This is a genomic window from Frigoribacterium sp. ME-P-080, assembly GCF_030209595.1.
Classification (GTDB): domain Bacteria; phylum Actinomycetota; class Actinomycetes; order Actinomycetales; family Microbacteriaceae; genus Frigoribacterium.
Genome location: NZ_JARVRR010000003.1, coordinates 418,292 through 436,080, shown reverse-complemented (window position 1 = coordinate 436,080; position 17,789 = coordinate 418,292). Strand labels below are relative to the sequence as shown.

19 protein-coding genes, 1 pseudogene and 1 riboswitch are annotated in these 17,789 nt (G+C 73.1%); of the genes and pseudogenes, 10 read left to right on the top strand and 10 right to left on the bottom strand.

From position 1 onward, the window contains the following. Positions 1-47 precede the first annotated feature (47 nt). From QRN23_RS07225 to ribH, 6 genes and pseudogenes are all read left to right on the top strand, one after another. Complete coding sequence (locus QRN23_RS07225; protein ID WP_285063035.1) at positions 48-563, top strand: MarR family winged helix-turn-helix transcriptional regulator; 516 nt, start codon at positions 48-50, stop codon at positions 561-563. A gap of 97 nt (positions 564-660) precedes the next feature. Then, the gene (locus QRN23_RS07220; protein ID WP_285063033.1) at positions 661-2,085 is read left to right on the top strand and encodes an L-serine ammonia-lyase; all 1,425 of its coding nucleotides are present in this window, start codon (positions 661-663) and stop codon (positions 2,083-2,085) included. Positions 2,086-2,155: 70 nt separating this feature from the next. Further along, complete coding sequence (locus QRN23_RS07215) at positions 2,156-2,848, top strand: pentapeptide repeat-containing protein (RefSeq protein ID WP_285063032.1); 693 nt, start codon at positions 2,156-2,158, stop codon at positions 2,846-2,848. 111 nt (positions 2,849-2,959) lie between these two features. After that, a riboswitch (FMN riboswitch) is annotated at positions 2,960-3,096 on the top strand. Between the two features lie 179 nt (positions 3,097-3,275). Then, a complete protein-coding gene (locus QRN23_RS07210) occupies positions 3,276-3,965 on the top strand; it encodes a riboflavin synthase (protein WP_056046632.1) in 690 nt (229 codons plus the stop codon). 50 nt (positions 3,966-4,015) lie between these two features. After that, a pseudogene (ribB, locus tag QRN23_RS07205) lies at positions 4,016-4,627 on the top strand (3,4-dihydroxy-2-butanone-4-phosphate synthase); the annotation flags it as partial. A 59-nt stretch (positions 4,628-4,686) separates the two neighbouring features. After that, the gene (gene ribH, locus QRN23_RS07200) at positions 4,687-5,187 is read left to right on the top strand and encodes a 6,7-dimethyl-8-ribityllumazine synthase (protein ID WP_285063030.1); all 501 of its coding nucleotides are present in this window, start codon (positions 4,687-4,689) and stop codon (positions 5,185-5,187) included. Between the two features lie 102 nt (positions 5,188-5,289). On the opposite strand, the gene QRN23_RS07195 is transcribed toward ribH, so the two are convergent. The 3 genes from QRN23_RS07195 to ald form a co-directional block, all read right to left on the bottom strand. Further along, on the bottom strand, positions 5,290-6,087 hold the full coding sequence (locus tag QRN23_RS07195) for a dienelactone hydrolase family protein (RefSeq protein ID WP_285063029.1): 798 nt from the start codon (positions 6,085-6,087) through the stop codon (positions 5,290-5,292). 44 nt (positions 6,088-6,131) lie between these two features. Continuing rightward, positions 6,132-6,695, bottom strand: coding sequence for a TetR/AcrR family transcriptional regulator (locus QRN23_RS07190; RefSeq protein ID WP_056046627.1), 564 nt, complete (start codon positions 6,693-6,695; stop codon positions 6,132-6,134). Positions 6,696-6,828: 133 nt separating this feature from the next. Beyond that, on the bottom strand, positions 6,829-7,938 hold the full coding sequence (ald, locus tag QRN23_RS07185) for an alanine dehydrogenase (protein WP_123570549.1): 1,110 nt from the start codon (positions 7,936-7,938) through the stop codon (positions 6,829-6,831). A 170-nt stretch (positions 7,939-8,108) separates the two neighbouring features. On the opposite strand from ald, the gene QRN23_RS07180 reads away from it, so the two are divergent. Further along, positions 8,109-8,579, top strand: coding sequence for an Lrp/AsnC family transcriptional regulator (locus tag QRN23_RS07180; protein WP_056046623.1), 471 nt, complete (start codon positions 8,109-8,111; stop codon positions 8,577-8,579). A 32-nt stretch (positions 8,580-8,611) separates the two neighbouring features. Here QRN23_RS07180 and QRN23_RS07175 read toward each other — a convergent pair whose 3' ends face one another. Further along, the gene (locus tag QRN23_RS07175; RefSeq protein WP_192124541.1) at positions 8,612-9,055 is read right to left on the bottom strand and encodes a GNAT family N-acetyltransferase; all 444 of its coding nucleotides are present in this window, start codon (positions 9,053-9,055) and stop codon (positions 8,612-8,614) included. 52 nt (positions 9,056-9,107) lie between these two features. Further along, positions 9,108-9,893 (bottom strand): NAD-dependent epimerase/dehydratase family protein, encoded by a 786-nt coding sequence (locus QRN23_RS07170; protein WP_159826042.1) that lies wholly within the window; start codon positions 9,891-9,893, stop codon positions 9,108-9,110. Between the two features lie 277 nt (positions 9,894-10,170). Between QRN23_RS07170 and QRN23_RS07165 the strand changes: the two genes are divergently transcribed. Both QRN23_RS07165 and QRN23_RS07160 read left to right on the top strand, forming a co-directional pair. Further along, a complete protein-coding gene (locus QRN23_RS07165; protein WP_056046616.1) occupies positions 10,171-10,620 on the top strand; it encodes a DoxX family protein in 450 nt (149 codons plus the stop codon). A 117-nt stretch (positions 10,621-10,737) separates the two neighbouring features. Then, positions 10,738-11,670 (top strand): carbohydrate kinase family protein, encoded by a 933-nt coding sequence (locus QRN23_RS07160; protein WP_162234608.1) that lies wholly within the window; start codon positions 10,738-10,740, stop codon positions 11,668-11,670. 83 nt (positions 11,671-11,753) lie between these two features. Here QRN23_RS07160 and QRN23_RS07155 read toward each other — a convergent pair whose 3' ends face one another. The 5 genes from QRN23_RS07155 to upp all read right to left on the bottom strand — a co-directional run bounded on the left by QRN23_RS07155 (position 11,754) and on the right by upp (position 17,240). Then, positions 11,754-13,178 carry a serine hydrolase domain-containing protein gene (locus QRN23_RS07155; RefSeq protein ID WP_285063027.1) on the bottom strand — a complete coding sequence of 475 codons (1,425 nt, stop codon included), beginning with the start codon at positions 13,176-13,178 and terminating at the stop codon, positions 11,754-11,756. Positions 13,179-13,204: 26 nt separating this feature from the next. Then, the gene (locus tag QRN23_RS07150; protein ID WP_277959568.1) at positions 13,205-14,578 is read right to left on the bottom strand and encodes a cryptochrome/photolyase family protein; all 1,374 of its coding nucleotides are present in this window, start codon (positions 14,576-14,578) and stop codon (positions 13,205-13,207) included. Beyond that, a complete protein-coding gene (locus QRN23_RS07145; RefSeq protein ID WP_200412523.1) occupies positions 14,575-15,027 on the bottom strand; it encodes a MarR family winged helix-turn-helix transcriptional regulator in 453 nt (150 codons plus the stop codon). The genes QRN23_RS07150 and QRN23_RS07145 overlap by 4 nt, the downstream gene beginning before the upstream one ends. A 312-nt stretch (positions 15,028-15,339) precedes the next feature. Next, positions 15,340-16,107, bottom strand: a complete 768-nt coding sequence (locus QRN23_RS07140) for a winged helix-turn-helix domain-containing protein (RefSeq protein WP_267658763.1) — start codon at positions 16,105-16,107, stop codon at positions 15,340-15,342. Between the two features lie 500 nt (positions 16,108-16,607). Next, a complete protein-coding gene (upp, locus tag QRN23_RS07135) occupies positions 16,608-17,240 on the bottom strand; it encodes a uracil phosphoribosyltransferase (protein WP_043593011.1) in 633 nt (210 codons plus the stop codon). A gap of 93 nt (positions 17,241-17,333) precedes the next feature. On the opposite strand from upp, the gene QRN23_RS07130 reads away from it, so the two are divergent. Then, complete coding sequence (locus QRN23_RS07130) at positions 17,334-17,780, top strand: nucleoside deaminase (protein WP_123570838.1); 447 nt, start codon at positions 17,334-17,336, stop codon at positions 17,778-17,780. Positions 17,781-17,789: the final 9 nt, after the last annotated feature.

Below are 17,789 nucleotides of genomic sequence, written 5' to 3'. Positions count from 1 at the left end.
TTGCAGATCACAGGAGCATCGACCAGACTCGTCACGCAGGAGGTTCCATGCCCACCCCGAGAGACCCGGGCCCCACGGCCCCGTCGACCCGTCCGTCGCGCCCGCCGCAGGCCGACGAGATCGTCACCCACATGCAACGGCTGACCACCGAGTCCCAGAAGGTCGCCCAGGCCTTCGCCTCGCGACACGGTCTCGGCCACATCGACCTCGAGGCGCTGCTGCACGTCATGCAGGCCGAGCGTGACGGCGACCCCGTCACCGCCGGCGGTCTCGGCGAGCTCCTGGGCGTCACCTCGGGGGCGGCGACCGGAGTCATCGACCGCCTCGAGAAGGTCGGGCACGTGCACCGCAGCCGCGACGACGCCGACCGGCGCCGGGTGCTCGTCCGCTACTCGGATCGCGCCCGCGAGGTCGCGGGCGCGTTCTTCGGGCCGCTCGGCGTGATGAGCGACCGGGTCATGGCCGAGTTCGACGAGGCCGAGCTCGAGACCGTCCGACGGTTCCTCGAGGGCATGTCGGGCGCGATGGCGGAGCGGGCCCGCGAGGTGGGGCGACCCGCCTGACGCGACCCGCGCCTCCCCGGGGTGGCGAACGGCCCCGACCTCCTGCGCGTCGGCGGGAGCGGGTAACGTCGTGGTGACCCCGGAAGGCAGGTTCTCCGTGACCGACCACGTCTCGGCCCTCGATCTCTTCTCGATCGGCATCGGCCCCTCGAGCTCGCACACCGTCGGCCCCATGAGGGCCGCCCGCGAGTTCCTGCTCGGTCTCGACGTCGACGGCCGGCTGACCGACGTCGTGCGGGTCGAGGCCGTGCTCTACGGCTCGCTCGCCGCCACCGGCCTCGGCCACGGCACGCCGTCGGCCGTCCTCGCCGGCCTCGCGGGCATGCAACCCGAGACCTGCGACCCCGAGGTCGTCTCGGGCATGCAGCAGGCGGTCGAGCAGGGCGGCGGCCTGCGGCTGCTCGGCCGGCACCAGATCGCCTTCGCCCCCAACGACCTGCGCATGGCGCCGCTGACGCGCATGCCCCGGCACCCCAACGCGATGAGCGTCGAGGCCTTCGACGCTCACGGCGAGAGCCTCGCCCGCGAGGTCTACTTCTCGGTCGGCGGGGGCTTCGTCGTGCGGGACGGCGACGACGAGCGTGCCGTGCCCACCGCCGAGGCGCCGTTCGCCTTCACCGACGCGGACGACCTGCTGCGCCTCTGCGACTCCGAAGGCGCGTCGATCGCCGACCTCGCCTGGCGCAACGAGGTCGCGCTGCACGGCGAGGCCGACGCCGCGGCGGGGCTCGACTCGCGCTGGGCGGCCATGCGGGGCTGCGTCGACGCGGGTCTCGAGGCCACGGGCGTCCTGCCCGGCTGGATGAAGGTGCCCCGGCGCGCCCGGCAGTTCGCGACCATGCTGCGCCAGCAGGACGAGAGGGCGACCGCCTTCGCCCTCGGCGGCTCGGCGATCGACCAGGGCCGCGCCTCCTCGCTGTTGGCCTCCGACCTGCCGGCCCAGTGGCTGCAGGCCTACGCGATGGCCGTCAACGAAGAGAACGCGGGCGGCGGGCGCGTCGTCACCGCCCCGACCAACGGCGCGGCCGGCATCATCCCGGCGGTCGCCTACTACGCCATGAGGTTCCACGGTGCGACCGATCACGAGCTGTCCCGCACCTTCCTGCTGACGGCGGCGGCGATCGGGTCGCTCTACAAGCGCAACGCGTCGATCTCGGGGGCCGAGGCCGGTTGTCAGGGCGAGGTCGGCTCGGCCGCGTCGATGGCCGCCGGCGCGCTGACCGCCCTGCTCGGCGGGACGCCCCGCCAGGTCGAGAACGCGGCCGAGATCGCCATGGAGCACCACCTCGGCCTCACCTGCGACCCCGTGGGCGGCTTCGTGCAGGTGCCCTGCATCGAGCGCAACGCGATCGCGGCGGGCACGGCGGTCGCCGCCACCCGCATGGCCCTGCTCGGCGACGGCAGCCACGTCGTCAGCCTCGACACCGTCATCGAGACGATGCGCCAGACCGGCCGCGACATGAAGGACAGCTACAAGGAGACCAGCCGCGCCGGGCTCGCGGTCAACGTCATCGAGTGCTGAGAACGTCCGCGTCGGAGGCCCGCCCGGACGTTCCTCGGGTCGTGTCGCACCCCGCCGCTAGCCTCGTCGCATGACCCCGTCGCGCCGCCCCACGCCGTCCCGCCCCGCGACCCCGGGGGGCACCGACGCCCCGCGGCTCGACCCCGTCGAGCCCCGGGGGCTCGTCGATCTCGGCACCGACCTGCTGGGTCCGCGCGACAGCCGTGAGCTCGAACGGTACGTCGACGCCGACCTGACCGGTCGCGACCTCGAGGGGTCCGAGTTCACCGAGTGCGTCTTCGAGTCGCCGCGGCTCGGATCGGCCCGACTGCGGGGCGCCCGCCTGGTCGAGTCGGTGCTGGCCGACTCGTTCGCCCCCGAGCTCGCCGCCTCGCGCAGCACCTGGCGTGACGTCCGCGTCGAGCGACCCCGGTGGGGGTCGGCCGAGCTGTTCGACGCCGAACTGCGGTCGGTGCACCTGGTCGGCGGCAAGATCGACTTCCTCAACCTGCGCGGGGCGCGCCTCACCGACGTCGTGATCGAGGGCTGCACGATCGGCGAACTCGACCTCGGGGGTGTGCAGGCCCTGCGGGTCGCGCTGGTCGACTGCCGCATCGGCACGCTCGACGTGACCCGCGCCTCCTTGTCGCACACCGATCTGCGCACCAGCGACTTCTCCCGCATCGACGGTTTCGAAGGGCTTCGCGGCGCGACCATCGACGAGCTGCAGCTGGCGACCTTCGCCCCGACGATGGCGGCTCACCTCGGACTCGTCGTCGGCTGATCCCGGGCTCGTCGACGGCTGAGCCCGGGCCGCCCGTGCGACGCCCGGCTACGCCCTGGCCGAACACGTCGGGGCCGCACGAGGCGGCGGTGCTATCGTCGCCGACAGAGCAACGCGCTCCGGGGTCAGTGAAAATCTGAGCCGGCGGTCACAGTCCGCGACCCGCGTCGTCCCCGAGAGGTGGCGGCCGGTTGAACCGGTGGAACCCCGGTACCGACGGTCATAGTCCGGATGAGAGGTGGCGCGGGCCCGGTCGTCCCTCAGCGGACCCCCGGGCCGATGCCGACCCTCGCGTCGCGCACCCCCGGAGAGCCCTCGGCACACAGCCAGGCAGACCGGAGGACGACATGACGACGCAGGCGACCACGCCCGGGCCCGATGCACGCACGCACCGACCCACCGACCCGACGGGCCCGGTGGTGCGCTGATGTTCACCGGCCTCGTCGAAGAACTCGGACGCGTCGAGCGCGTCGCCGACCAGGGGGACAGCGTCCGCCTGACGGTCCACGGCCCCGCCGTGCTGACCGATGCCGCGCACGGTGACTCCATCTCGGTCAGCGGCGTCTGCCTGACGGTGGTCGAGCAGCAGGGGGACACCTTCACGGCCGACGTCATGCGGCAGACCCTGGCCATGAGCACCGTGGGGACGTTCGGCCCCGGGACGCCCGTCAACCTCGAACGAGCCGCCCGCGTCGGCGACCGCCTGGGCGGTCACATCGTCCAGGGCCACGTCGACGGCACGGCCACGGTCGTCGAGATCGAAGAGGGCGAGGCCTGGCGTCGGGTCCGGTTCGACCTCGCCGACGACCTCGCGCCCCTGCTCGTCGACAAGGGGTCGGTGACGCTCGACGGCGTCAGCCTCACGGTGAGCGCGATCAGCGAACCCGGCGAGCTGCCGGGCTGGTTCGAGGTCAGCCTCATCCCCGAGACGCTCGCCGTGACGACCCTGGGCGGCAAGGCCGTCGGCGACCGCGTCAACGTCGAGACCGACGTGCTCGCCCGTCACGTGCGCCGCATGCTGCGACTGGACGCGCTCGACGCCGACGGCCCGCGCGGTGCGGCCACGCCGGCCGACGCGGCGGACCCGCGGGACGCCGCCGTGACGGGGCGCCCGTGACCGTGTCGACGCCCCGGGAGGAGGGGCGGGTCGACTCGCGCCTCGCCCCGATCGAGCTCGCCCTCGAGCACCTGCGCCGTGGTCGCCCGGTCGTGGTGGTCGACGACGAGTCCCGCGAGAACGAGGGTGACGTCGTCCTGTCGGCCGAGTTGGCCTCGGCCGAGTGGATCGCCTGGACGGTCCGGGTGTCCTCCGGTTTCGTCTGCGCACCGATGACGAACGAGATCGCCGACCGACTCGACCTGCCGCCCATGGTCGCCCACAACGAGGACGCCCGGGGCACGGCCTACACGGTCAGCGTCGACGCGGCGGCCGGCGTGACGACGGGCATCAGCGCCTCCGACCGGGCGACGACCCTCCGCACGCTCGCGTCGCCGACCAGCGTTCGCGACGACCTGCACCGCCCCGGGCACGTCCTGCCGCTGCGCGCCCGTGACGGCGGAGTGCGTGAGCGCGATGGCCACACCGAGGCCTCGGTCGACCTGATGAAGGCCGCGGGGCTGCGACCCGTGGCCGTCATCAGCGAGATCGTGGGCGACGACGGCGAGATGATGCGACTGCGGGCTCTGCTCGACTTCGGGGCCCGCGAGGGCGTGCCGGTCGTGACGATCGCCGCTCTCGTCTCCTGGCTGGGCGACCGCGACCTCGACGCACCATCCCCTGCGTCCGACTCCCGGGCCACCGACACCACCACCACCCGCACGACCGAAGGAGACCGCGCATGAGCGGAGAAGGCGCCCCCACCGAACTCGACGTCGACGGCACGGGAATCCGTGTCACGATCGTCGCCGGCACCTGGCACGAGACGATCACCGACGGCCTGCTGGCCGGCGCGCTGTCGACGGTCGAGCGCCTCGGCGCCACGGCCACGGTCGTGCGCGTGCCCGGCAGCTTCGAACTGCCCGTCGTCGCGAAGGCCGCGCTCGAGGCCGGGGCCGACGCGGTCGTGGCCCTCGGCGTCATCATCCGCGGCGGCACGCCGCACTTCGAGTACGTGTCCGACGCCGCGACCTCGGGCCTGCTGCGGGTGACGCTCGACACGGGCAAGCCCGTCGGGTTCGGCGTGCTCACCCTCGACGACGAGCAGCAGGGCCTCGACCGGGCAGGCCTCCCCGGCTCGAAGGAGGACAAGGGTGCCGAGGCCGCCCACGCCGCCCTCGCGACGGCCGTCCAGCTGCGCGACCTGGCCCGGGCCGGCACGGCCCGCGTGGCCGGCTTCTGACGGCGGAGGCGGTGCCGGGGCGACGAGCGGCCCGGCACCGCGCCTCCTGACGGTCTGGCGTCCTGCCCGTCGGACCCCGCGGGCCCGTCGGGCCCGTCGGGCCTAGGCGAAGACCTCGGACAGGAACGTCTCGAGCTGCTGCCACGAGCGACGATCCGCGCGGGCGTCGTACTGGGCCCCGTGATCGGGTGCGTCCGTCCCGGGGACGGCGAAGGCGTGCATGACGCCGCTGTAGCTCAGCACCTGCCAGTCGGGTGCCTCGGCGGCGCGCATCTCGTCCTCGAAGCCGACCACGGCCTCGTCGGGCACCACCGGGTCGGCGGCACCCGTCATGACGAGCAGCGGGGCCGTCACGGCACCCTTCTCGGCGGGCATCCCCGTCCCGAGCCCTCCGTGGAACGACACGACGCCGGCGACGTCGGCACCCGCGCGGGCCAGCTCGAGGGCACCCGAGCCGCCGAAGCAGTAGCCCATCACCGCGATCCGCGACGGGTCGACGCCCGGCTCGGCGCGCAGGCGCTCGAGGTTCGCGAGCAGGCGCGACCGGAACAGCGCGACGTCGCCGTAGTACTTGCCCGCCTCGCCGGCGGCCTCCTCGGGCGACGGGCGGACCCCCTGCCCGTAGACGTCGCCGGCCAGCGCCACGTAGCCGAGCCGCGCGAGCATCTGCGCGCGCACCTTGACGTGGTCGACGACGCCGAACCAGTCGTGCAGCACGAGCACGCCGGGCACGAGCCCGGACGAGGAGGCGCCGGCCGGCGTCGCGAGGAACCCCTCGAGATCGACGTCGGTCGCCGCGTAGACCTCGTCCGACGTCGTGACGCCGCCCGGGTCGGGCACGCTGTCGAGGACGCGCTGAAGGTCGGGGGAGAAGGCGGGAGTGGGTTCGGTCGTGGTCACACGGGGACGCTACTCCCGGCGGGTCGGACGGTGCCGGGGGCGGTTCAGCCGGGGTCGACGATGCGGGCGACGGCCTGACGGACGACGTCGCACCGACGCTGCTGCGGGCCGGTGTGCAGGTTGGTGGCCTCGGGCGTGACGAACCAGGCCAGCACGACGCCGAAGACCATGGTCAGCAACTCGTCGGCGTCCCAGCCGGACGAGATGTCACCCGCGTCCTGGGCCGCACGCACCGAGTCACGGCGCGCCTCGAGCTGACCGTGGTCGAGCACGCCGGGGCTCGGCAACGCGACGCCCTCGATCTGGCCCCAGAGCAGGAGGCGCGCGTCGTCGGGGTTCGAGGCCAGGTGGTCGTAGAGCGCGCTGGCCCAGCCCGGCAGGTCGTGGGCGTCGAAGGGGACGACCGCGACCCAGCGGCCGATGCTCTCGCCGAGGGCGGCGTCGAACAGGTCGCGCTTGGTCGAGAAGTGGGCGTAGAGCCGTTCTTTGCTCGCCTCGGCGTCGCGCGCGATCGTGTCGACGCGGGCTCCGGCGAGGCCGCGGGCCGCGAACTCGGTCCGCGCCGCCTCGAGCAGCCGCTCCCGCGGAGGGGTGGGTCGTCGTGCCATGCCCAGAGCATAGGGGCTGCACCTCTCCGGACCACCTGGTTCGGAGAGAGGTCTTCGCTTACCGGCCGGACCGGTTCGCCCCGCGTCCGGGAGGGCGCCGTCGCGGAGGTGGGCCGTCGCGTCGTCGGACGGGTCAGAGCGCGCGGGCGTCCACCAGGTCGACGCCGGCCGCCGCCGCGACGCCCGCGTTGGTGATCTGCCCCGCGACGGCGTTGACGCCGCGGGCCAACGACGCATCCGCCGCGATGGCGTCACGCCACCCCCGGTCGGCGAGGGCGAGTGCGTAGGGCATGGTCGCGTTCGTCAGGGCCCGGGTCGAGGTCTGGGGGACCGCGCCGGGCATGTTGGCGACGCAGTAGTAGACGCTGTCGTGGACGGCGAAGGTCGGGTCGTCGTGCGTGGTCGCGCGCGAGCCCTCGAAGCAGCCGCCCTGGTCGATGGCGATGTCGACGAGCACCGACCCGGGACGCATCGACGCCACCATCTCGTCGGTGACGAGCTTGGGGGCCTGTGCGCCGGGGATCAGAACCGAACCGATCACCAGGTCGGCGGCCGCGACCTGGGCGCCGATCTCGTAAGCCGTCGAGGCGCGGGTCTGCACCCTGCCGCCGAACTGCACCTCGAGGGCGCGGAGGCGCGGAAGCGACACGTCGATGACGGTCACGTCGGCGCCGAGGCCGAGGGCGTTCGCCGCGGCGTGTTCACCGGCGACGCCGCCGCCGATGACCACCACCTTCGCCTTCGGGGTGCCGGGGACGCCGCCGAGCAGCACGCCCGTGCCCCCGATCGGCTTCATGAGGTGGTAGGCGCCGACCATCGTGGAGAGGCGGCCGGCGACCTCGCTCATGGGCGAGAGCAGCGGCAGGCTGCGATCGTCCCGCTGGACCGTCTCGTAGGCGATCGCGGTCGTGCCGGACGCGAGGACGGCCTCGGTGCACTCGGGTGAGGCCGCGAGGTGCAGATAGGTGAAGAGGGTCTGGTCCGCCCGCATGAGCGGGTACTCGGCCGCGATCGGCTCCTTGACCTTCATCAGCAGATCGGCCTCGCCCCAGACGTCGGCCGCGTCGTCCACCACCGTCGCACCCGCGGCGACGAACTCGGCATCGGTGAACCCCGACCCCCGTCCGGCGCCGGCCTGCACGATCACGTCGTGTCCACGGCGGGAGAACTCGTGGACTCCGGCCGGTGTCGCGGCGACGCGGTTCTCGTTGTTCTTGATCTCGGTGGGGATGCCGACGCGCATGGTTCGTCCTCTCGGGGAGTGGCCTCGACGACGGGCGGCCGGTGCACGCCTCTGTTCGCCGAACTGAGGTCAGTGTGCTGTTTCGTGCCGATGCGTGCCAAGCTCTCCGCACGAGATTCTGTGCAGGCCCTGCCTGGCCGCACGATCGACGGTGAGGGACGGGACGAGGCATGGCTGCGACGAAGGACGTTCGGCTCGACGAGATCGACCGGCAGCTCGTGCGCCTGCTGCTCGCGAACAGTCGGACCCCCAACGCCACGTTGGCCGCGCAGGTCGGGATCGCTCCGTCGACCTGTCTCGCGCGCCTCCGGTCCCTCGTCGAGCGCGGCGTCGTCGCCGGCTTCGGAGCCGACGTCGACCTGTCGGCGCTCGGACTCGACCTGCAGGCGCTGATCAGCGTGACGATCCTCGCGTCGGCCCGACAGCGGATCGCCGCCTTCTCGGCCGAGATCCGGGCCCTGCCGCAGGTGGTGCAGCTGTTCTTCCTCGGCGGGTCCGAGGACTTCATCATCCACCTGGCCGTCCGCGACACGAACGACGTGCGCGAGTTCGTCCTCGACCACCTCTCGGCGCACCCGGCCGTCGCCTCGACCCGGACCAGCCTGGTCTTCGAGCACCACCACCCCGGCCCGACCGTCTGACCGATCAGCCGGTGCCGTGCCAGGGGCCGGCGTCAGCGCGTGGCGGCGAGCGTCATCGGCAGGTGGGGGATGCCGTCCTCGAGGAACTCGTCACCGTCGACCACGAAGCCGAACCGGGCGTACCAGCCCGAGAGGTGGGCCTGGGCGTCGAGCCGGACCAGTCGACCGTCGCACTCGTCGACGGCCGACCGCATGAGGTCGGCGGCGAGCCCGCGACCGCGAGCCGACGACGCCGTCGCCACCCGGCCGATGCGACGGTCGTCGCCGTCGTGCAGCACCCGGAGCGTCGCCAGGACCCGGGCGTCGTCGTCGGCGAACCAGAGGAGGCGCGCGGTCGGCTCGAGGTCGCGCCCGTCGAGCTCGGGGTAGGGGCACTCCTGTTCGACGACGAAGACGTCGACCCGGAGGCGGAGGATCTCGTAGAGGACGACGGGGTCGATCTCGGCGACGGACGACGAGTGCTGGGTGGGGGTCACACGGCCACGCTATCGGCCTCGCGCGCGTGACCGGATGCCGCCTTCGGGCGGGTCACCGGGTCTCGCCCAACGGCATGGTCGTGAAGTCCCCGCCGACGGGTGCGTCGGGGGGCAGGACCTGACCGGCGAAGCGGTCGGCGAACGCCTCGGCGTCGTCCTCGGGGTGGTAGCCGATGGCCTCGCCCGCCGCGAGCGACACGACGCGACGGGTGTTGCGACTGACGCCCCAGACGACGTGGTGCCCGGCCGGTGCGGTCGTCAGGGTGGCCAGGATCAGCCGGGTCGCGTCGGCCGGGGACAGCCAGGTGCCGAGGCTGCGGACGTCGTGCGGCTCGACCTCGGCCGTCATGATGCGCGCCGACACGACGGTCGAACCGAAGCGGTCGGCGTACAGGCTGCCGACCGCCTCGAGCAGCACCTTGCTGACGCCGTAGAAGGTGTCGGGCCGGGGGGCCGGCACGTCGTGGTCGGCGGCGCTCGAGCCCGGTTCGAACCCGACGGCGTGCACCGAGCTGGCCGCGAGCAGCCGGGTCACGCCGGCCCGACGGGCGGCCTCGTGCGCCACGTAGGCGCTCTCGACGTTGAGGTCGCGGATCTCGTGCCACGTGCGTTCGCTGGCGTGCGACGCGAGGTGGACGACCAGGTCGGCCCCGGCGAACGCCACGGTGAGGGAGTCGAGATCGGTCACGCCGACGTGCTCGAAGGTCTCTCGTCGTCGGAGGTCGCCGGGTGGCGTGACCACGTCGAGCAGCCGCAGGTCGTGGCCGGCCTCGAGCAGAAGAGGGCGGACCCAGGTCGCGATGCGGCCCGAGCCTCCCGTGATCGCGATGGTCGCCATGTGTGCCGCCTCTCGTCGGGGGCTCGTCGGCCCGCCCGTGGTCCTGCCCCGATCCTGCCCCGGACCACCGACAGCGCTCGCGGGGCACGCCACGCGTCCGCCGAAGCGCCCTCGCGACGCGTCCCCGCGTCCCCCGGATGCCCCACCCGAGCCTGACAAGGCTCTGGCGAAGGCGTGGCAGGGATCTCCACGACCCCGGTCGGTGACGCGTCACCTCCTACCGTGGCGGGGGGCCCGACGACGTGCCACGACCCCGTCCCCGACCGAAAGGCACCTCGTGTCGTCAGCTCTCTCGTCCCTCGGCCTCCTCCTCGTCCGCGTCGTCCTCGGGGTCGTGTTCGTCGCCCATGGCTGGCAGAAGCTCGCCGTCGACGGCCTCGCCGCGACGCAGGGCGCCTTCGGGGGCATGGGCATCCCGCTCGCCGAGGTCGCCGCCCCGGTCGCGGCCGTCACCGAGCTCGCCGGTGGCGTCGCGCTCGTGGTCGGCGTCGCCACCCGTGTCGCCGCCGCGCTCCTGGCGGTGACGGCGGTCGTCGCCCTGGTCGCCGTCCACCTGCCGAACGGCTTCTACTCGACGACGGGTGGGTTCGAGTACGTCCTCGTCCTGGCGGTCGTCTCCGTCGCGGTCGTGCTCACGGGGCCGGGCCGCTTCGCCCTCGACGCCCTGGTCGTCCGGGGCCGGCGCGCCCGTCGCGAGGCCTCGGCCCCGCTGCCCGCCACCGTCTGAGTCGGGGCCGAGCGGGCCGGGCGCGAGGCCGGGACGGGTGAACGTGACGCACCCGCGAGGGTGATTTGCGCCTCCTCGTCCCGTCCCGGCCCCCGATCCGTGGTCGGCTGGATGCCGATGATCCCCGCCAGCGACCGCTTCCGCCGCTCCGGCGGCCGACCCCGCACCGGGTCGCCCGTCCTCGTCTTCGGGGACGTCCTCGACGACATCATCGTCACCCCCCGGGCGGAGGACGGCACCAGGACCGAGACGGCAGCCACCATCCGGCACCGGGCCGGGGGTTCGGCGGCGAACACGGCGGCGTGGCTCGGGTCGCTGGGGGTCGAGGTCTCGTTCGTCGGTCGGGTCGGCACGGCCGACCTGCAACGCCACGCGCAACTGCTCGCCAACGCGGGGGTCGTGGCCCGTCTGTCCTACGACGCCCACGACCCGACGGGCACGGTCGTCATCACCGTCGACGGCTCGTCGCGCATCATGTTCACCGATCGGGGGGCCGGTGCCTCGCTGAGCCCCGACGACGTCCCCGACGACCTGGTCGCCGGGGCCGGTCTCGTGCACTTCACGGGCTACACCGTCGCCCAGTCCCGCAGCCCGGTCGCCCTCCGACGCCTCGTGGGACGGGCCCGGGAGGCGGGGGCGCTCGTCTCGGTCGCCCCGGGCAGCGCCTCGATCGTCCGCCGCTTCGGGGCGTCGGCGTTCCTCGCGGCCGTCCACGGAGCCGACCTGTTCTTCCCGTCGGACGAGACCGCTCGCGAGCTCACCGGGCTGGACGACCCGGTCGCGTCGGCGACGGCGCTCGCCGAGCAGGTCGGCGTGGTCGCGCTCGTCGCCGACGACGGGGGTGCCGTCGTGGTCTCGCGGGGGCAGCAACCGGTCGTGGTCGACGGGGTCGTCTCGCGCTGGGTCGACTCGGTGGGCCTCGTGGACGCGTTCTCGGCCGGGTTCATCGCCGCGTGGGCGACGACGGGCAGCCTCGGGGTCGCGGGTCGGAGTGGAGCCCGTGCCGCCGCCCGTGCCGCCGGGGTCGCCGGAGGACGGCCGCCCGCCTGACGGCGTCGGGCTCGCCTGACCGCGTCGCGCTCGCCTGACAGCGCCGGGCCCGCCTGACGACGCCTGGCTCGACGAGCCCTCGGCTACCGTGCGCTCTCGGCGCTCACCAACACGGTCTGGACCCGGGGCGGATGCTCGGGGGTGAGCCGGATCTCGAACCGGACGACGCCCCGGACTCCCCGTCGTCGCCAGACGACGTGCGAGGGCGCGGACGACTCGTCGGGCGGCGATGCCTCGCCGTCGTCGTCCCAGCCGCCCACGGACTCGACGGCGGCGGCCCAGGAGGCGCGGCGTCGGTCGAGCGGCAGGTCCGCCTCGACGTTCTCGCTGAACAACCCGTCGGGCACGGCGCCGCCGAGGACGACGGCCTCGACCGCCTCGCGTGCCGCCGACGTCTCGGGCCACGGCCGCACGACGACGCGGGCGTCGGGGCGCTCGGCCATCAGGCCGTCGAGCGCGAGCCCGATCGGCTCGGAGACCTTCGAGTAGGTCGCGTTCTCGAACCCGATCGCGCCGAGGCCGGTCGCGGTCTGCCAGCGCATGTGGGCCGAGAACCCGGGGTAGCCCCCGCTGTGCGACGCGACGGGGCCGTGGTCGGGGTAGTGCTCGACGAACAGACCGAACCCGTAGCCGCCGGGGTGCCCGACCCGGGCGGGGACGAAACGCTGCACCTGTTGCATCTCGCGTCGGGAGGCGCGCGAGAGGATGCCGTCGAGGTCGCCGCGGCCCTCGGGGTCGAAGGCGGAACCCAGCCAGCGCGCCCAGCGCGCCAGGTCGGTCACGGTGCTGAACAAGCCGCCGATCGGTGAGAACGCGCCCGGGCCTGAGAACGGCAGGGGGTCACCCCCGTCGGAGGTGCGGCGATGGCCGATCGCGACGCCGCCCGTCGCCCGCACGGTCGCCTCGAAGCCGGTGGCCGTCAGGCCGAGCGGTTCGAGGATCGTCGACTCGACGACCTCACGGTAGGGCCTGCCGGCGACGGCCGCGATCGCCCGGCCCACGAGGGCGAAGCCGAGGTTGGAGTAGGCGAAGGTGGTGCCCGGCACGCTGTCGAAACTGAGCCCGGCCCGCAGCAGGGCGTCGAGTCCGTCGTCGGTGAGCGATTCTTGCCGGTCGCCCCACGGATCGTCCGTGGGGAAGCCGGCCGACATGGTCAGGAGCATGCGCAGGGTCGGCACGGGGGAGTCGGCGGTGGGCAGGGCCACGTCGGCGAAGGCGGGCACGAAGTCGGTGATCGGTGCGTCGAGGGACACGAGCCCGGCGTCGCGCTGGGCGAGCAGGGCGGTGGCGGTGAAGCTCTTCGTGCACGAGGCGATGCGGTACGCCGTGTCGACGCCGGGCGCGGTGCCGGGGGCGACCTGGCCGTAGGAGCCGTCGTGCGTGACGCCCGAACGGTCGAAGGTCGCCCACACGGCGCTCGGGCCGCGCCGCTCGGGAGCGCGTGCGGCGAACACGGCGTCGATCCCCGTGGGTGGTTCGGTGCGGTCGGGTCGTGATGACGTCGTCACGGAGGCGGTCCTCTCGAGGGGCGGGGTCATTCGGTGCGCGTGGTGCGGCGCATGGCTTCGTAGGCGTCGAGCGCGGCCCGGCGGGAGGCCTTGAGGTCGACCATGGGCTCGGGGTACGAGTCGGTGTCGACCTCGGGGACCCAGCGCCGCACGTAGTCGCGGTGCTTGTCGAACTTGTCGGCCTGCAGGACGGGGTTGAACACTCGGAAGTACGGGGCCGCGTCCGCACCCGAGCCGGCCGTCCACTGCCAGTTCGCGGGGTTGTTCGCCTCGTCCGCGTCGACCAGGGTGTCCCAGAACCACTGCTCGCCCACCCGCCAGTCGGCCAGCAGGTTCTTGACCAGGAAGCTGGCCGTGACCATGCGCACCCGGTTGTGCATGTACCCGGTCGTCCACAGCTCTCGCATGCCCGCGTCGACCAGCGGGATGCCGGTCGTGCCCTGCTGCCACGCCTCGAGTTCGCCGGGTTCGAGTTCGTGCCACGGGAAGTCGTCGAACTCCGGCCGGTAGTTCTTCGTGGCGAGGTGCGGGTTCGCGAAGAGGACGGTGTGGTTGAACTCGCGCCACACGAGTTCGCGCAGGAAGCCCGAGGCCTGTTCGCGGGCGTCGGGTGCCAGGTCGCCGCGCATGCGGTGCCAGACCTGGAACGGGCTGACCTCGCCGAAACGGAGGTGCGGCGAGAGGTGGCTCGTCGCCTCTTGGGCCGGCTCGTCGCGCAGGCCGTAGTCGGCCAGGTGGCCGGTGGCGAAACGTTCGAGGGTGTCGAGGGCCGACGCCTCGCCCGGGGTCCAGGCGTCGCGCAGGCCGGCCGACCAGTCGGGGGTCGTGGGCAGCAGCGCCCACGAGTCGAGGTCGTCGCTGTCGGGCGTCGCGTGGGGGACGTGCAGCTCGTCGGGGGCCGCCTCGGGGTGGCGGGGTTCGGGCCGGTCGAGGCAGGCGCGCCAGAACGGCGTGAAGACCTTGAAGGGCTGGCCCTGCCCGGTCTGGATGGTCCACGGTTCGAACATGAGGTTCGCCTGGAAGCTGCGCACGTCGAGCCCACGCTCGCGCAGCGACGACTTGAGCCCGGCGTCGGCGTCGCGGGCGGCCAGGCCGTACCGGCGGTTCCAGAAGACGGCGCCCGCGCCCACCTCGTCGACGAGACGGGGGAGTTCGCGTGCCTGGGGACCCCGACGCAGCGTGAGTCGCCCACCGACGGCCTCCAGCGACTCGGCGAGGGCGGCGAGGCTGTGGTGCAGCCACCAGCGTGAGGCTCCGCCGAGGGGGCGCAGGCCGTCGGTCTCGTCGTCGAGCAGGAAGAGGACGACGACCGGTTCGCCGCGCTCGACGGCGGCCACGAGGGCGGGGTTGTCGGCGAGGCGCAGGTCGTCGCGCAACCAGACGATGGAGGGGGAGGTCATGCGTCCGTCCCGACCGGCGTGCCGAGCCGCAGCTTGGTGCACAGATCGGCGAGCGAGGCCAGTTCGTCGTCGTCGAGTGCTCCGCCCACGCGACGACGGATGGCCTCGGCGTGGCTGACCGCCGTGCGCCGGTAGAGGTCGTAGCCCTCGTCCGTCATGGTCACGATGATGCCTCGGCCGTCGCCGGGGTCGGAGGCCTTCTCGACGATGCCCTTCGACGCCAGTCGGTCGACGAGACGGCTGATGCTCGGCTGCGTCAGCAACAGGTGGCGGGTCAGGTCGCGGATGCGGGCCCGCCGATCGGGCTGGTTGGACAGGTTGAACAACACGTCGTACTCGTTGAACGAGATCTCGTGGGTCGGGAAGCACTCGGTCAGTTCACGCATGACGCTGACCTGGGCCCGGAACAGGGCTTCCCAGGCCCCCACGGCCATCGATGTCTCGCTCATGTCGTCCCTCACGTTCGTCGAGGTCGAGTCTACGAAAGGCCACCGACCTCGGGCCGACGCGCAGGGGCGGCGACGAGCGAGCGTGTACCCGGGGGTACACGACAGAGGGCCGGTCGCCCGATGGCGACCGGCCCTCTTCCCTTGCACCAGGAGTGTCCTGCAATCACATTCCGCCTCGGCCGCCACAGCAAACGACGTCGGCGAGACACAATCTATAACGGATCGGTAACGGTGGTCCAGGGGTGGACCCGAGGAATTCCTGGGAACTCGCACCGAGCCGGCGCCGCGGCCGGCGCGTGTGCCGGACGGGGTTCAGAACACGTCGGGCGACGGGGTCGACGCGTGACGGATCGAGACGTCCGCGTGGCGGTCGAACCGGTAGCCGACCCCGCGGACGGTGCGGACGATGTCCTCGAAGGCGCCGAGTTTCGACCGCAGTCGACGGACGTGCACGTCGATGGTGCGTTCGTTCGGCACCTCGTCGTCGCCGTCGGCCCAGAGGCTCGAGATCAGCTCTGCTCGTTCGATGGTGCGGCCCTCGCGCAGGACGAGGTACTGCAGCAGCTCGAACTCCTTGTAGGTCAGGGGAGCCACGTCGCCGTCCAGCAGCAGGCGCTTGCGCGAGATGTCGACGACGACGCCGCCACGGGCACCGGGCTCGTCGTCCTCGCTGACCTGTCGGCGCTTCGCCAGGGCGGCCGGGTCTTGAAGGGCCAGGCGGACGACCTCGACGTCGCGGCCGCCGGCCCCCTCGGGGGCGAGGGCGACGGCGGCGTGCGTCTCGGCCGACGGGGCGATCCGTCCGACGAGCTCCTTGATCTGCGAGACGACGTCGCCGAGCGAGGTGCCGTCGGCGGCGGCCTTGAGCTCGTCGAGCCCGACGTAGAGGACGAAGCCGCGGGCCTCGGTGCCCTCGGGCACGGCGCGGGGTCGGGGGGCCGCGGGGCTCGCGATGACGGACGCGTCGCTGGGGGCGGCCGAGAGGGCGGGCGCGACCTCGCGGAGGGGTGTCGGGGCGGCGGAACGGGCGGGCGAGACGGTGCGGGTGGCGGTGACGGGGCGGTCGAGGATGAGGGACATGACAGGCGGGGGTCCTTGCGTGACGGCGGCGGTCCCTCGGGCCGACGGGTCGCCGGGTGCGGAGGGACTGCTCGATGTGTGTCGGTGCTCGATCCCGCCGGCGATGGTGCCGTACGTCACGAGCAGTCGGTGCGATGCACCGTTCGGGATGCGCGTCGAGGGTGGCGACGCGGGGCATCCTGGAGTCGGTGGCTCAGTGACCGGGTGGGGTCACGAGCTCAGCTGGCGGTGTCAGCAGCTTCGACTCGGCGAGGTGTGTGACCGGATCAGGCACACATTCGACACATGACAGCGTGCATCGGCATCATCATGCCGGTGCTCCCGAGGGCCTCACGAGAGGTCGGGGTGAGCACACTGTTAGTCATGGGGTCGATCTTGTTACACCCTGCGTCGCGATGTCAAGCGACGTTCGCGTTCCGGCACCGTGAGCGGCCCGGAAACGCCGGACCGCGCCTCCTGCGGTCGAGGAGGCGCGGTCCGGGGCGTCGGGGCGACGGGGGTCAGGCGAGCCCGTAGAGGCGGTCGCCCGCGTCGCCGAGGCCCGGCACGATGTAGCCCTGCTCGTTGAGCTTCTCGTCGACGGCGCCCAGCACGACGTGGACGTCGCGGCCCTCCATCGCCTTCTCGACGGCGGCGAGGCCCTCGGGCGCGGCCAGGATGCAGACCGCCGTGACGTCGACGGCGCCGCGGTCGAGCAGGTAGTCGATCGCCGCGATGAGCGAACCGCCGGTGGCGAGCATCGGGTCGAGCACGAAGCACTGACGGTTCGAGAGGTCGTCGGGCAGACGCTCGGCGTAGGTCGTGGGCTGGAGGGTCTCTTCGTCGCGCACCATGCCGAGGAATCCGACCTCGGCCGTGGGGACGAGCTTGGTCATGCCCTCGAGCATGCCGAGGCCGGCGCGCAGGATCGGCACGACGAGCGGACGCGGCTGGCTGATCTCGAGACCCGTGGTCGGACCGACCGGGGTCTCGATGTCGACGGGGCTGGTGCGGACGTCGCGCGTGGCCTCGTAGGCCAGCAGCGTGACGAGTTCTTCGGTCAGCGCCCGGAAGGTGGGGGAGGGTGTGCTCTTGTCGCGGAGCACGGTCAGCTTGTGGGTGATCAGGGGGTGGTCCGCTACGTGCACTCGCATAGGCTCAACGGTAGCGGAGTCGACCGGTTCCGTGAGCCGTCCCGACCCCGCAGAGGCCCCGTGATCGCCGTCCCGCCCGAGTTCGACGACTGGATGTCGCTCGCCCTCGCCGAGGCCGACGCGTGCCGCGTCTCGGCCGACGTGCCGGTCGGTGCCGTGGTGGTCGACGCCGACGGCCTGGTCATCGCGACCGGACGCAACGAACGCGAGTTGCGGCAGGACCCGACCGCCCACGCCGAGGTGATCGCGCTGCGGGCCGCCGCGGCGCACACCGGCGACTGGCACCTCACCGGCACGACGCTCGTGGTCACCCTCGAACCGTGCCCCATGTGCGCCGGTGCCCTGCTCGCCGCCCGGGTCCCGCGGCTCGTCTACGGGGCCTGGGACGACAAGGCAGGAGGCGCGGGCAGCGTCTACGACATCGTCCGAGACCGCAGGCTCCCGCACCGCGCCGAGGTGTACGCCGGCGTGCGCGAGGCCGAGTGCCGGGCTCGGCTGGACGACTTCTTCGCCGCGCGGCGCGTCGTCGAGGGGCACTGAGGCGGGCCG

What these genes read in the sequence shown, in the direction of transcription:
- QRN23_RS07215 (WP_285063032.1), top strand. Translation starts at nt 2,156, where the DNA reads ATGACCCCGTCGCGCCGCCCCACGCCGTCCCGCCCCGCGACCCCGGGG.
- upp (WP_043593011.1), bottom strand. Translation starts at nt 17,240, where the DNA reads ATGCGAGTGCACGTAGCGGACCACCCCCTGATCACCCACAAGCTGACC.
- QRN23_RS07170 (WP_159826042.1), bottom strand. Translation starts at nt 9,893, where the DNA reads ATGGCGACCATCGCGATCACGGGAGGCTCGGGCCGCATCGCGACCTGG.
- QRN23_RS07160 (WP_162234608.1), top strand. Translation starts at nt 10,738, where the DNA reads ATGATCCCCGCCAGCGACCGCTTCCGCCGCTCCGGCGGCCGACCCCGC.
- ald (WP_123570549.1), bottom strand. Translation starts at nt 7,938, where the DNA reads ATGCGCGTCGGCATCCCCACCGAGATCAAGAACAACGAGAACCGCGTC.
- QRN23_RS07225 (WP_285063035.1), top strand. Translation starts at nt 48, where the DNA reads ATGCCCACCCCGAGAGACCCGGGCCCCACGGCCCCGTCGACCCGTCCG.
- QRN23_RS07180 (WP_056046623.1), top strand. Translation starts at nt 8,109, where the DNA reads ATGGCTGCGACGAAGGACGTTCGGCTCGACGAGATCGACCGGCAGCTC.
- QRN23_RS07145 (WP_200412523.1), bottom strand. Translation starts at nt 15,027, where the DNA reads ATGAGCGAGACATCGATGGCCGTGGGGGCCTGGGAAGCCCTGTTCCGG.
- QRN23_RS07140 (WP_267658763.1), bottom strand. Translation starts at nt 16,107, where the DNA reads ATGTCCCTCATCCTCGACCGCCCCGTCACCGCCACCCGCACCGTCTCG.
- QRN23_RS07210 (WP_056046632.1), top strand. Translation starts at nt 3,276, where the DNA reads ATGTTCACCGGCCTCGTCGAAGAACTCGGACGCGTCGAGCGCGTCGCC.
- ribH (WP_285063030.1), top strand. Translation starts at nt 4,687, where the DNA reads ATGAGCGGAGAAGGCGCCCCCACCGAACTCGACGTCGACGGCACGGGA.
- QRN23_RS07150 (WP_277959568.1), bottom strand. Translation starts at nt 14,578, where the DNA reads ATGACCTCCCCCTCCATCGTCTGGTTGCGCGACGACCTGCGCCTCGCC.
- QRN23_RS07190 (WP_056046627.1), bottom strand. Translation starts at nt 6,695, where the DNA reads ATGGCACGACGACCCACCCCTCCGCGGGAGCGGCTGCTCGAGGCGGCG.
- QRN23_RS07130 (WP_123570838.1), top strand. Translation starts at nt 17,334, where the DNA reads ATGTCGCTCGCCCTCGCCGAGGCCGACGCGTGCCGCGTCTCGGCCGAC.